Genomic DNA, 13,653 nt, shown 5'->3' with positions numbered 1-13,653 from the left:
TTCGTCAATTGTCAGTGTATTCCGTCGGGTGGATCATTGCAAATTCAATAGATCAGCCGCCCAGCACCGAATGTTGAGCAAGCCTTAGAAACCACGACGGAAACAGGCCGATCCCGATGGTGCCGGCGGCGGTTAAGGCAAGCGTGGCGCCGACCCAGGGCGTCAGTATCGGGTCGAACGCCCTCTTCGGCTCGCGCATGTAAATCAGCATGACGATACGAATGTAGAAGTAGGCGCCGACGACGCTCAGCAGCACCGCGATCACCGCCAGCATGATGAATCCCCGCTCGACGAGCGCCACCAGCACGTAGAACTTGGCGAAGAACCCGGCTGTCGGCGGAATGCCCGCCAGTGAGAACAGATAGAGCAGCATTGCAAGCGAAAGCACGGGATGCGACTTGGCGAGACCGGCATAGTCTTCGATAATCTCGCCCGAAAAATCGTCGCTCCGCATCATGATGATGGTCCCGAAAATGCCGAGGTTCATCAAGGAGTAGATCAGCAGGTAGAGCATTACGCTGGCGATCCCATCCGCACCGCCGGCAACCACGCCGAAAAGGGCGAAGCCGGCATGAGCAATGCTGGAATAGGCAAGGAGCCGCTTGAAATTGTCCTGCACCAGCGCCACGAAACTGCCGAGCGCCATCGTCGCAACCGCAACCACCGCAACGATAATCCAGACATCCGAGGCTGCGACCAGCGGATTGAGGAATACACGGAGGATCACCGAGAACCCCGCCGCCTTGGGACCGACAGACATGAAGGCGGTGATGGTCGTAGGTGCTCCTTCATAGGCGTCCGGCAGCCACATATGGAACGGCACCGCGCCGATCTTGAAGACCAGCCCCGCGACAATGAAGACCACCGCCAGCAACAATCCGGGATCAAGCGGATCGCCGGTCACCGTGGCAGCGATCCCATCCAGTTGCGTTGTGCCGGTCAGGCCGTAGACGAGCGAAACGCCATAGAGGAAAATCCCGGTCGAGACGGAGCCAAGGATCACGTATTTCAGCGCTGCTTCGTTCGAGCGGCGCTCTTTCCGCAAAAAGCCGGTCAACACATAGGTGCAAAGCACCGTCAGTTCGAGGCCCACATAGATCGACAGGAGATCCGTCGCCGAGGCCATGATCATCATTCCCGAAAGCGCAAAGAGCAGCAGGACGTAGTATTCACTGTTTCCGATCCCTTCTATGTCGGCGTATTTTCGCGAAAGCAGGAATGTCAGAACGGTCGCCAGATAAAAGACGATCTTGAAGAATGCCGAGAAGCGGTCGGAGACGAACATGCCCATGTAGGCCGGACGCACCTCGCCCGCCAGCATGAACGTCGACACGGCGGCAACAAGCACAATCGCGACGGAAGCTGCGAGAAGGAAATTGCCCTGGCCTTGCCGAACAAGCTGTCCGAGAATCAGCAGGATGCAGGCGCCGGCGACCACGACGATTTCGGGCAAGCTTGCAAGGATCGACTGGAAGAGCGCGGCGGCGGTCATTGGCCACTCCCATTACCATGCACCTGCGCCATCAGGTGCTTTACCGAGGTGTCGATGATGCCGAGGAACGGTTTTGGATAGAACCCAAGCCAAAGCACGAGAAGGGCCAGCGGCAGGATCGTGACCATCTCGCGGGCGTTGACGTCGCGTATCTTGAACCGGGCGCCGACAATTGCCGGACCGAGCGCAACTTTCCCATACATGCTAAGCAGGTAGGCCGCGCTCAGCAAGGCGCCGAGAATTGCAACCGCGCCGACGGCGAGGCTCGCCTCAAATCCACCGGACAGCACGAGCAGCTCACCCACGAACGAATTCGTTCCCGGCAGGGCCATCGACGATAGGGTAAACAGCGCAAAAAACGCGGAATAGACGGGCGCTGCCTTCATCAACCCGCCGTAATCGGCGATGCTGCGCGAATGTGTCCGTTCGTAGATCAGGCCGACGAACAGGAACAGCGCACCTGTCGTTACGCCATGATTGAACATTTGCAGGATGGCGCCTTCCAGGCCACGGAGGTTCAGCGAGAAAATTCCCAGCGTGACGAAACCCATGTGGCTGATACTGGAATAGGCCACCAGCTTTTTCAGGTCGTCCTGCGCGAGTGCAAGCAGACCGCCATAGACGATGGCAAGTGCCGAAAGCGCCAGCATCAATGGCGAATAATAGACCGACGCCTCTGCCAACATCGGTAGCGAGAAGCGCAGAAATCCGTATGCCCCCATTTTCAGGAGCACGCCGGCGAGAATGATACTGCCGGACGTCGGCGCCTGCACGTGCGCATCCGGCAGCCAGGTATGGACCGGGACCATCGGCACCTTGACCGCGAAGGCAACCAGGAAGGCGAAGAACAGCCACGACTGGATCGGGAACGGCAAATCCTGCGCGGTCAGGGCGAGAATGTCGAAGGTCCTGCCGCCGTTGAAATAGAGCACGATGACGCCGACCAGGAACAGAACGCTGCCTGCCAGCGTATAGAGAAAGAATTTGAAGGCTGCATAAAACCGGCCTTCACCGCCCCAGACGCCGATGATCAGGTACATCGGGATCAGCATCGCCTCCCAGAAGACATAGAACAGGAACAGGTCGAGCGCGCAGAACACCCCCAGCATCAGCGTCTGCATGACCAGCAGGCTGACCATGAACTCCTTCACCTTGCGATCTATCGCGACCCACGATGCGAGCACGCAGATCGAGCCCAACAGCGCGGTGAGGAACACGAAGAGCACGCTTATTCCATCAACGCCAAGCGAGTAGCTGATCCCGAGCGCCGGCACCCACGGGTGTGTCTCGACAAACTGCATCACGTGGGTCGCGTCAAAGCTCGCTAGCATTGCGATGCAAAGGGCAAGATCGAGAACCGTGATGGCGAGCGCTGTCCGCCGTATGGCATCGTCGCTGCGCAGAAAAACCAGGACCGCAGCCCCAACGGCTGGCGTAAATACGATGAGGCTGAGGAGCGGCAACCCCATGGCCACCCCCTACCGCCAGACCGTGGCGAAGACGACGGTGGCAGCGATGATACCGACCATCATCGCCAGTGCGTAATGGGACACGACGCCGGTCTGGAGCCGCCGAAGTGCCCCACCACCGCGCAGGACCGAGCGGGCGACGCCATTCACGACAGCGTCCACTCTGACAAGATCGATCCGCAGTCCTGCCCGTGCCGCCGCATGCAGGAGTGGCAGTGCCGCTGTCTCCGACACGTTGCTCACCGCCTGCTCGTAGCGCGCCAGCGGCCGTTCGGCGATCCACATGAAGACCCGCGCGCCCTTGCGATAGATCCAGTCAGTATCGAGACTGATGGTGTTCTCGGGGTCAAGCGCCCTGAGAAGCAGGACAAATCCCAGGGCGGTGAACATCAGCAGACCCAGGCTTTCGGTGACATGGGCGCCCGTATAGGGTTCGAAGTCCACCGGATATGGCAGAAGCGCATAGAGCGGCTGAGGGAATATGCCGATCGCGATGCAAAGCACGGCCGCCATGCCCATCGCCACAATCATGTTCATCGGCGGCTCCCGCGCCTCAAGCTTCCGGTCCGTCCCGAAAAACATGTAATAGGGAAGCTTAAGCCCGGTGTGCAGGAACGTTCCCGACGACGCCATTGTCAGGGCGAGCACGACCAGCGCCCGATGATCCGCTCCGGCAGCAGCAATCACCATCGACTTGGTGACGAAGCCGGAGAAGAACGGAAATGCCGAGATCGCGAAGGCGCCGATCATGTAGAGTGCCACGGTCACCGGCATGGTCTTGTAGAGCCCGCCGAGTTCGGTGAGCTTGCGTCGCCCGGTGACATAGATCACGGCCCCGGCTCCCATGAATAGGAGTGACTTGTAGAGGATATGGGCGAAGGCGTGGCTTGTGGCTCCGTTCACGGCCATCTCGGTCCCGATGCCGATGCCGGCCACCATGTAACCGACCTGGCTGACGATGTGATAAGCCAAGAGACGCCGGCAGTCGTTTTCGAGAACCGCATAGATGACGCCGTAGAGTGCCATTGCGGTGCCGAGCCAAATGAGCAGCTCCGTCCCGGGAAACGCCCGCGCCAGCACATAGACGGCGGTTTTGGTGGTGAACGCGCTCAGGAACACTGCCCCCGTCACGGTCGCCTCGGGGTAGGCGTCAGTCAGCCATGCGTTGAGCGGCGGTACGGCGGCGTTGAGAAGGAAACCGGCAAGGATGAGGTAGTTGCCGGCGTCCATTGCTCCGATCGGGCCGAAGAGCAGCGACCCTGCCGAGAGCCCATGGAGAACGATGCCGCCAAGCAGGACGACGCCGCCGGTGACATGGACCATGAGATAGCGGAACCCGGCATTGATCGCCTGGCGACCACCCTGGGCGAAGGCCAGATAGGCGGAAGCGAACGCCATGGTTTCCCAAAACATGTAGAGCGTCAGGTAGTCGCCTGCGAAAACCACGCCAAGCGCGCCGCCAACGTAGACGAATGCTGCGACATGCTGGCCGGCGCGAGGCAAGTGCAGCGCGTAGACTGTTCCGATCAGGGCCATGATTGCAAAGACGGTGGCGAAGACGATACTGAGCTTGTCGACTTTGGCGATCAGGATTTCCTGTCCGAGAAACTGCGTCGCTCCATAGTTACCCTGCTGCATCGCAACCACAGCAAGCAACGCCAGCAGCGGGATCAGCACCAGATAAACCTTGCGGATCGGTCCGCTCAGGAAAGGGATAGCGAGGGCGCCAAGTATGAACAGCAGGGCTGGGTGGATGAACTCAGTCATAGTAGTCCTCGCGCCGCATGAGCCCGCCCCGATGGCCGAGGAACTTGGAAACGAAGATCAAAAGGACGCAGGATCCCAAGCCATAGACAGCCGACCAGCCCGGCACGCGGTCCCACAGATATTCGGCATGCTCGCGCGGGACCAGAAAGTCGGCGATGACGACCAGCACAAGCACCAGATAGAAGAGCCGGCGCCGCTGACTGGCATAGGTTTCATCACCAAAGAAATCGATCACGCGTTTGATCATCTGACAACTCCTTCCGCCAAGGTGAGGAAATAGTTGGGGAAGATACCCATCGATACCGACAGGACAGCCGTTGCCACCAGCGGGATCGCCAGCAACGGGATTTCGCGAACCGCTGGCATCTCTTCAGCCTCCGTCCTGAAGAAGGCGAGGTAGGTCACTGGCAGGAAATAGGCGGCGTTGAGAACCGAGCTCACCAGGAGCACGACGAGGAACGCAACGTCTCCCGCCTGCATCGAGCCCAGCGTCAGATACCACTTGCTGACGAAGCCCGCGGTCGGCGGCACCCCGATCATGCTAAGCGAGCCTACAAAGAACGCCCCCATCGTCCAGGGCAACCGGCGGCCGATCCCGGCCATGTCGCTGATGTTGCGCTTGCCGGAGGCGCAATAGATCGAACCTGCGCAGAAAAAAAGAGTGATCTTGGAAAAGGCGTGCGCCGCGATATGGAGAATCCCACCGACCATTGCAAGCGGGGACAACAAAACTGCGCCGAGAACGATGTAGGATAGCTGGCTGACCGTCGAATAGGCGAGCCTCGCTTTCAGGTCGTCCCGCGTAAGGGCGTAGACAGACGCCATCAGGATTGTGAACGAGACCAGATAGGCGGTGGCGGTGCCAAGGTGAAGGCTGCCCATCAGCCCTGTGCCGAAGACATGGAACACCACCCGCAGCACGCAGAAGACGCCCATCTTCACTACGGCCACGGCATGCAGAAGCGCGCTGACCGGGGTCGGGGCGACCATGGCGGCTGGCAGCCAAGCATGCATCGGCATCACCGCAGCCTTGGCGAAGCCAAATAGAAAGCCGACATAGACCACCGTCAGCAACGCTGCGGAGGCGCTGCTGCCTGCCAACAGTCCGCCCACAGCGAAGTCGAGCGATCCCGCAAGGTAGTAAGTCAGCGCCAAGGCGGCGAGAAGTGCGCTCTTCGAGGCGCCCATGAGATAGACAAGATACTTGCGGCTGCCTGCCCAGGCTTCTTCGTCCTCGTGGTGATAAACGAGCGGATAAGTAACGAGGCTGAGCACCTCGTAGAAGATCACCAGCGTGAACAGGTTGGCGGCAAAGGCGCCGCCGGCGGCGGCCGCGAGACTGCCAGCGAAGCAGGCGAAGAACCGGGTCTGCGCATGCTCCTTCAGGTGCCGCATGTAGCCGATGGAATAGATCGCCGCCGCGATCCACAACAGCGACGAGACGGTGGCAAAGACCATGCCGAGCGCGTCGACGCGGAACGCGAAGTCAATCCCCGGCAGGATTTCGAACAGGCGCAGATCGATTGTCCCACCAGCAAGCACTGTTGGTGCCATCGAGGCGACAATCGCGAACATTATGATTGCTGCGACCGGCGAGACGAGATCGCGGAGTTTCTCGCGCTCATTCAGAAGAAGAATGACAAGGGCCGCCAGAGCTGGAATGGCGACGGCGAATAGCGGCCGGATCGATATCACGGGGTCCAAACCGCTATCCTTTCATCATTGTCGCATCGTCGACCTTGAGGGTGGATTTGTTCCGCACAAAGGCGACCAAGATACCAAGGGCGACGGCGACCTCTGCCGCGGTGATCGCGATGACGAAGATTGCGAAGATCTGGCCACGGAAATCGCCGTACTGGCGCCCGAAAGCAATGAAGTTGATGTTGACCGAGTTGAGTAGCAGCTCCAGCGACATCAGCACGACCAGGATATTGCGCCTGAGCAGCACGCCCGCCGCTCCGATCACGAAGAGGATCACTCCGAGCACGATGTACCAGGACAGTGGAGCCATCATCCCTGCTCCTTCCTCGCCAGCACGATTGCGCCGACCAAGGCCACCAAGAGGATGACGGATGCTGCTTCGAACGGCAGCAGATAGTCGGCAAACAGCGCTGTGCTGAGCTGCCTGATCTCATCGCCGCCGACGATGGCGGCGGGCTCCATAACGGAAAAGCGCTTGCTCCAGAGCACCAAGGTGAGCATCTCGACCCCAAGCAGGACGAGCAGCACCAGAGAGGGCAGGTTGCCGCCGGGCAAGAACCGCTGCAACACGGCTTCGCGCACGTCGACCATCATGATCACGAACAAGAACAGGACCATGATCGCGCCGACATAGACGAAGATCTGGATGACGGCGGGAAACGTTGCGTCGAGCAAGATAAAGATTGCAGAGATCTGCAGGAAACAGACCATCAATGCCAATGCACTATGAACCGGATTGCGGGCTATGACCACAGTCAGGGCCGCAATCACCGACACCGTCGCGAACAGAAGAAAGAACCCCTGACCCATCGACGCGCCCCTCCCACGCAAACTGTCACCCCGCCCGAGATGGCCGGTAATGAGGTAGTTGCGCACTTCAGGTGCATTTATAAATTGTGCCCTAGTCTCGGATTTTTCACAAGATTATTGTCATGGTGGGATACCGACCAACGAACCGACCCGCATCGCCCCGTAGCGGGCACTCTGAAGGGGCAAGGAAGTGCCGCGCCGCATGATTGGGCCCATCAAACCTGGACGACACCGTGACGGCGAGACCGATCTTTTCCAGCAGCAAAGCGCTGCTCTTGAAGAGAGCCAGCAGACAGCGCAATCGTTGGCAACGCTCGCCAACGACCTTCTGAACGAAACGGCTCCCGCTTCTAAAACAACGCGGCGATGACACAGATCGAGAAGAGCGCGCTGAACGCACAGCAGAGTGCCGATCTGGCAACGGAGCGCGGAGGTACCGTCAAGACACTCATTTCAGCGAACCAGCTCAATCTCGATGGTATAGCGGTCGAAAGGACGCGTTGGGCCATTTTTCGCTGTCGGCACCGGAAGGAGGATCATTTAACTGCACAGACTGGTTCCCGACCAACTTCCAGGGAGAGAAGATCGTGGTGAACACGCGGTTTGCAATAGCGGCCGACGCTGCGCTCCTGCTGGCGAAAAATGCCGCAAAGGTTCCCGACAACCACGCCTTGGTTGCCCCAACGCTCTTGCGATCCCAGATATTGGCTCACCTCTATTCGGCGGTTCGCAGTGGCGATCTCGACAAGCGAGAAGCTGATGGTCAGCTGGACTATCTTCGTGGTCTGAGAATTCGATTGCGGCGACCGCGTGTTGCAACGGTACGCGTGGAACATCGCCAGCCAACTTGACTGGGCGGATACCTACTGCGCCGAATACATCGCCGTCACGCAGCTGCAGGCGGATGCACTGGTTACCATGGACCCTGACCTTGCCGCGGCGGCGCAGTCTTTCGTCCAGATCTCTTCGGTGGAGGATTTGCTGACAATGATCGCGTGAGTATGGCTATAGAGATGACAGTGGACTGCTGTTTGCGGCCCAGAGGAGACGTGCTTGATGCATGAAGGACTTCATCTGAGGGAGACACTAATCCCGCGCGGCGAGATCGAACACGGTCTTGTCATACATGTAGCCCCAGATGGTAGCCCCACATGGGGTCATACACCACATTGTACTGGGGCAGATTGTGCGGTTCGTGAACCCTATCTTGCACCCGAAGGTGCGCTCGCCGCGCTGCTCGCGTAGCCCCATTACGAACGGCGTAACCCGTATGCTTCGGCAACACCGAAGTTTTCGTGGCGTGTGGAGAATGGAGATGTCTGGCGGCCTGTCCCGAGCAGGGAAACAACTTCTATTGCAACGGAAGGTTGACTGACGGCGTCCTCATTTGCAATCCCCCTATCTCTCACAACCTGCGTGCGGCTGGGAATGATAACCGCAGACATCAATCCTCGCCATGCGGCTGTGGAGTGGGCGGGCATTATTCGTAGAAATGGCCGCTTCGAAGGCGCAATTAAGTCGCTCAGTCTTGTCTCTGGCGGCTTCTGCTTTCATGCAGCGGCCAAGCTGGTCTCTACGGCCGACCTTGGCGCAATTGGCCCCTTCCGATTGACCGCCAAAGTGTGGGCCCCGGTTCCCGTGCCTCGCCAGGACGCCAGCGGTATAGACGGAACATTCAACTCGTCTGGCCGTTCGTTTGCCACACGAACCTCGGAGGAGAATTCCATGACCAATGTCTATAACGACGGCGCGCCAGCAGGAAGCCGCGCCAAAAGTACGCTGACGGCCTTCTTCGACTCCAGAAGCAACGCCGAGGACGCGGTTGACAAGCTGAAGGAAGCAGGTGTTGTCGACGTCCGCCTCATGCCCGGCTATGAGGCCGATGGCGAAGGCTCGGCTGCAGCCGTGGAAGGCTCCGGCTTCTGGTCGAGACTCGGAGATTGGTTCTTCCCGGCCGAAGACCGCGAAGTCTATGCCGAAGGCCTCCGTCGTGGCGGCTTCCTCGTCTCCGCCTCGGTCGACCGGAGCAACTACGACACGGCCCACGACATCCTCGACGACGAGGGGTCGATCGATATGGACGAACGTGCAGACTTCTGGCGGACGGAAGGCTGGACTGCTGGCAAAGACAACCAGGCCTCCGCGACGAAGGACGACGTATTCCAGCCGGATGCCGCTGCAAGCGCTGCGGCGGGTGTCGGACGCTATACACGAAGCACGGAAGCGACGTCGCCGCGGGTGCGCGCGTACGAGTTGGTCGAAGAGTTCCCGGACGATGTCGTGGACGACGTCCTACCAACCGGCCATCAGCGCGACGTCTCTGAAGGGGACCGTCCTCTGGGCGACAGGGAGGCGCGGGAACAGTCTATCGATGACCTGCGCCAGAGCCAGATTCTTCCGGGCAACCGATGACGCTAGACTGAAGAGCACGCGATCCTTGAAAGACCGCGTGCCTGCCCTTTAAGGCCGAAAGCATCGACCTGAGATTGTAAGGAGCCGCGACTGCTTCCGTATTGCCAGCAATCGCCGTCAGACAGCTCAGCAACGCCAGCCGGTTCGGCAATCGGATGAATCCGGTAGTCGATGACGCAAAGACCGGTGTTGGTGACGATCCCGTTTTTGCGAGGATATGAAAATCCGCGACTAAGGCAGCTCGAATGATGTCATCGCGAAGAAGCCAACAAAAAAGGCCGGGGCGAAACCGCACCGACCTTCCTCATATCGCTACTCAAACCAGTGCCAGTACATCCGTGGTCAAAAGCAGAACGCGATTGCGGCGATTGCGAGCGACACTTTCCAGCGCTCCTCAGCATGCCGACAGAAGGCATATAGAGACTCTCTGGCGCAAATACAACCTCAATCACTGGTTTTGTTAAAAAGAGCGAATAAAAACAAAAATTGTATGAAAAACGTTGCTTGCGAACTGAGGCTGGCGCATGGTGCATCTATCAGCAGCCAATGTTACGGGCGCTGCTGCCTCAGGGAGAAAGACCCTCGCCCCAAAAAAGAAGGAGGACCGCGATGTCTTCCGAGTTGCACGTGATCTTGAGATCGAAAGACCTCCTGATGTTAGAGGGCGTTTTGGATGCGGCTGGCTATGGTCCCGCCAGCAGTGTTTCCAATCCGAAAAGATATAGTGTCGCTGCAAAACTCCTCGTCGGTCTTTTTCATAGCGGCATGACATCCGAAGACGATCTGGCGATGGAACTTGAAAGGTATTTTGGCCGCAGCACGTCGCCGATATCTCCACCCAGCTTCGAGCGGACCCGGGCTGCTATTCAGGGACGGCCACTGCCTTAAGGCCAATAGGCGTCGCTATCAAAGTTTGTCCATGCTAAACCGGTCTGACTTCAGTCTAGAATCAGCTGTCATTGGCCTGCAATGCCGGGAGTCAGGGCCGGGGCCGCAGAGTTGCATCATAGCCGGTGGGTTTGTGGCGTGACCTTGTTCGGGCGATTTGCACCGTGCCTCGCCCCAGGCTCGCATCCAGCAGCACAGGATAAGAAGAGGCATCGCTCCTCCCTATCAGGAAATCCTGATGCCGTAGCGGGCGCTGGCTGTAGATGCGCCGAGCGACGAGCCCTCGGTTTCAAGCCTCTTCTAACGCCGCGCTCATCTGCGGCGTCGCACTTCCTGGGCCTGTATCTTCTTGGAGCGATGACTGTTCATGGTCAACCCACGCAGGGTCAGCACGGCCCAGCGGTCGCCGACGACCTCCACCTAACGAGGGACGCCTTTCATCAAATTCAGCTTCACTTGAATACTGGCCTGTGGAAGGGATCAGGCCGCAGTTCTAAGGAAAACTTTCTCAACCTGCTTAGCCTCCATTGGCTTCCCGACCAGGTAGCCTTGAAGTTGGTCGCACCCGCGCTCCGCCAACGCGTCTGCCTGCTCCTGGGTCTCAACACCTTCGGCCGTCACCGGAATATCAAGCGCTTTCGCCAGTGACAACGTCGCATTCAAGACGCCCGCACCTTTCTCGTCGCTGAGGGAAACTACAAGCGATCGATCGATTTTCATGCGGTCAAACCCGAACTCGCGCAGCGCGCCGATACTTGCGTAACCGCAGCCAAAGTCGTCAAGGGCGAACTTCACACCGTTCGCCTTCAAACGAGCCATCGCGCGCTTTGCCTGTTCAGGGTTCGACATCAGTACGCCCTCAGTGATCTCAAGCGTTAGCCGGTTGGGATCGAATTCACTCTTTTCCAGGACTGCCTCGACGACTGCGGCAAAATCGGGGTTGCGCAGTTGCACCGGCGATATGTTGACCGATAAGCCGATATCGTTCCAAGACGACGCAGCTTCAACAGACGCTTCCAGGATTTTCCTGCCAAGTTGGTCGATAAGGCCGGCCTTTTCAGCTACGCTGATAAATACCTCTGGGGTGATCGGGCCGGTCTCGGGCACCCAGCGCGCCAGTGCTTCAACGCCCCTCAGAGAGCCGGTTTTTGCGTCGACCAGCGGCTGAAACACCGGTCTGACCTCGCCGTTTTCGATCGCCTGGCGGAGCTTGTCTTCCAATTCGGCTCGTTGATGGCGTTGGATATCGAGCGCGGCCAGATACTTAACCACTCGTCCTCGACCGCTTTCCTTTGCGTCGTAAAGAGCCATGTCGGCGCGCCGCAGCAGTTCGTAGCCGTCAGATATGTCCCGCGTGAACGATGCTGTGCCGATGCTCGCGCCTACCTCAATCGTGCGCCCACCAATGCGAAACGGCTCTTGCAGGGCGTGGATCAGAGCAAGTGCGTTGCTATCAATGTCATGAGCGGCACCAATGAACGCGAACTCGTCGCCGCCCAAGCGGCAGATTGTTCGAGTGTGGGACAGAGAATCCTTAAGCCGATTAGCGACAAGCCTGATCAACTCGTCGCCGATCGCGTGGCCCCACGCATCGTTGACTTCCTTGAAACCATCCAGGTCGATCAACGCAAGCGCCAGGTCAGCATCCGACGAGACCTTAGTTCCCTCGATCGCATCCAGCAGACCAGCCCGATTGAACAGGCCGGTCAAGCTATCATGGGTGGCCTTGTACCTCGCGGCGATCGCGTCGCGTTGGAGGCCCCGTATGGACGCAATCGCGGTCGCAATGATCGCCAGGAAGAACGTTATGAACAGCGCGCCGGCGGATAGCAGCGACCGACGAACACCGTCGTAGATCTGGTTCCCCGGCGTACGGCTCGACCACTCTAAGTAACCGACAGAACGTTCTGAAACGCCAAGGAGCGGCATGCTCAGTCTATAACGGTCCGGCGAGGCGACCAGCTTCAGGCCTCCGATGTCAAACGTCTCGTCGAGCTGACCAAGGACCTCGGGCGTCAACAGCTTTGCGAAGATAAGTGTGCTGAATGCCTCGCCCGACGGGCTGTCGTTAAACGGCTGGATCGCACCCGCTGCGACGAGGTAAATTCCGTCAGCGGTTCGGACGAACGAGGTGAACGGCAGCTTCCCGGATGACGACGCGCGACCCGCAAGTTCGACGAGGCTGCTTCCAAAATAGGAAGTGGCATCGATCTCCTTGCCTTTGCTATAGGCACTCAAAACACTTCGCGTCGGCGTCAGCACGATCGCGACGTCGTACAGAGGATAGTCCTCGGTGGTTTTCCCCCAGTTTTCATAGGCCCAATCGACTGCGTCCGCAGAGCCGATATGTCTATAGGCCTCGTCCCATACGGCGTTATCGCTAACCGTCGAGCCGAGACGTGCCTGAAACGAACGAATTGCAGCCGTGACTGCGCGGCTTGCGCGAGCGTCATCGATCTTGTTCGCTTCATTTCTCATGTACTCGACTGAGGTAAAGACGATGCCGGCGATGAGGCCAATGACGCAGGTGAAAATGAGTGTTAGGATGGTAACCCGTTTTTTCCGTGAAAGTGCACGTGTGTTCGAAATCAGTTCCATGCTCTGGGCCTGCGGTTGCATAAAGTCTGATCATGCAGGAATTGTACGAATGACTAATTAAGGCTGAGTGGCAAGATACTGCCTTGCTGCCCGTTGAAGGAGGTCCTCTGATATCGTCCTTCTGAACCTGGCGCATTCGCGAAAGCGCGGCCTCTGCCATGGCGGCTTTATTCAGCAATCTTTTCGCCCGCGATAAGAGCCTTGCCTGGATGGACAGAGCTGTCGCACGTACTAACATCATGGCAAACCGCCGAAGAGCGATTCGTATGCTGAATGAAAGGGCTCACGCGGGCAGGTGGTCAATCAAACGATCTGGCGCAGGCCGGTGCCAAATAAGTTTCCTAGAAACTTCAACCCGCATGAAGCCTACGCCTGGGCTAAACATTAGGCGCGCCCCCTGGATGCCGATAACAGCTCTTACGGATCTCGCTCCGTGGCTGCAAAGTCGCGAATACGAATTTATAGATCCAGACCGCGGTTGCAGGGTTAGAAGCGTGTTGTCCAGCTGAATTCAAA

11 protein-coding genes are annotated in these 13,653 nt (G+C 58.7%); 3 read left to right on the top strand and 8 right to left on the bottom strand.

What is annotated here, in order from left to right:
* Positions 1-52 precede the first annotated feature (52 nt).
* From RGCCGE502_RS19330 to RGCCGE502_RS19300, 7 genes are read right to left on the bottom strand one after another with little or no spacing between them, the layout of a single operon-like run.
* The gene (locus RGCCGE502_RS19330) at positions 53-1,492 is read right to left on the bottom strand and encodes an NADH-quinone oxidoreductase subunit N (RefSeq protein ID WP_016555876.1); all 1,440 of its coding nucleotides are present in this window, start codon (positions 1,490-1,492) and stop codon (positions 53-55) included.
* The gene (locus tag RGCCGE502_RS19325) at positions 1,489-2,961 is read right to left on the bottom strand and encodes an NADH-quinone oxidoreductase subunit M (protein WP_016555875.1); all 1,473 of its coding nucleotides are present in this window, start codon (positions 2,959-2,961) and stop codon (positions 1,489-1,491) included. Before RGCCGE502_RS19325 ends, RGCCGE502_RS19330 begins: the two co-directional genes overlap by 4 nt.
* Positions 2,962-2,970: 9 nt before the next feature.
* Entirely contained in the window at positions 2,971-4,728 is a 1,758-nt protein-coding gene (locus RGCCGE502_RS19320; protein WP_016555874.1) for a Na(+)/H(+) antiporter subunit D, read from the bottom strand.
* Positions 4,721-4,975 carry a hypothetical protein gene (locus RGCCGE502_RS19315; RefSeq protein WP_016555873.1) on the bottom strand — a complete coding sequence of 85 codons (255 nt, stop codon included), beginning with the start codon at positions 4,973-4,975 and terminating at the stop codon, positions 4,721-4,723. The genes RGCCGE502_RS19320 and RGCCGE502_RS19315 overlap by 8 nt, the downstream gene beginning before the upstream one ends.
* A complete protein-coding gene (locus RGCCGE502_RS19310) occupies positions 4,972-6,432 on the bottom strand; it encodes a monovalent cation/H+ antiporter subunit D family protein (protein ID WP_016555872.1) in 1,461 nt (486 codons plus the stop codon). The genes RGCCGE502_RS19315 and RGCCGE502_RS19310 overlap by 4 nt, the downstream gene beginning before the upstream one ends.
* 4 nt (positions 6,433-6,436) lie before the next feature.
* Positions 6,437-6,739: an NADH-quinone oxidoreductase subunit NuoK gene (gene nuoK / locus RGCCGE502_RS19305; RefSeq protein WP_016555871.1), complete on the bottom strand. Its 303-nt coding sequence runs from the start codon at positions 6,737-6,739 to the stop codon at positions 6,437-6,439.
* A complete protein-coding gene (locus RGCCGE502_RS19300) occupies positions 6,739-7,239 on the bottom strand; it encodes an NADH-quinone oxidoreductase subunit J (RefSeq protein ID WP_016555870.1) in 501 nt (166 codons plus the stop codon). The genes nuoK and RGCCGE502_RS19300 overlap by 1 nt, the downstream gene beginning before the upstream one ends.
* 813 nt (positions 7,240-8,052) lie before the next feature.
* Between RGCCGE502_RS19300 and RGCCGE502_RS37735 the strand changes: the two genes are divergently transcribed.
* The 3 genes from RGCCGE502_RS37735 (at position 8,053) to RGCCGE502_RS19285 (ending at position 10,539) form a co-directional block, all read left to right on the top strand.
* On the top strand, positions 8,053-8,238 hold the full coding sequence (locus RGCCGE502_RS37735; protein WP_016555869.1) for a hypothetical protein: 186 nt from the start codon (positions 8,053-8,055) through the stop codon (positions 8,236-8,238).
* Positions 8,239-8,964: 726 nt separating this feature from the next.
* The gene (locus RGCCGE502_RS19290) at positions 8,965-9,651 is read left to right on the top strand and encodes a hypothetical protein (protein ID WP_040675121.1); all 687 of its coding nucleotides are present in this window, start codon (positions 8,965-8,967) and stop codon (positions 9,649-9,651) included.
* Positions 9,652-10,260: 609 nt separating this feature from the next.
* Positions 10,261-10,539 carry a hypothetical protein gene (locus RGCCGE502_RS19285; RefSeq protein ID WP_016555866.1) on the top strand — a complete coding sequence of 93 codons (279 nt, stop codon included), beginning with the start codon at positions 10,261-10,263 and terminating at the stop codon, positions 10,537-10,539.
* A 480-nt stretch (positions 10,540-11,019) separates the two neighbouring features.
* Here the strand turns inward: RGCCGE502_RS19285 and RGCCGE502_RS19280 are convergent, their stop codons facing one another.
* Entirely contained in the window at positions 11,020-13,137 is a 2,118-nt protein-coding gene (locus RGCCGE502_RS19280; protein WP_016555865.1) for a bifunctional diguanylate cyclase/phosphodiesterase, read from the bottom strand.
* Positions 13,138-13,653 lie beyond the last annotated feature (516 nt).

Origin of the sequence: Rhizobium grahamii CCGE 502 (assembly GCF_000298315.2) — a bacterium.
Classification (GTDB): domain Bacteria; phylum Pseudomonadota; class Alphaproteobacteria; order Rhizobiales; family Rhizobiaceae; genus Rhizobium; species Rhizobium grahamii.
Note: the sequence above shows the minus strand (reverse complement) of the source record. Positions and strands in the feature narration are given on the sequence as shown.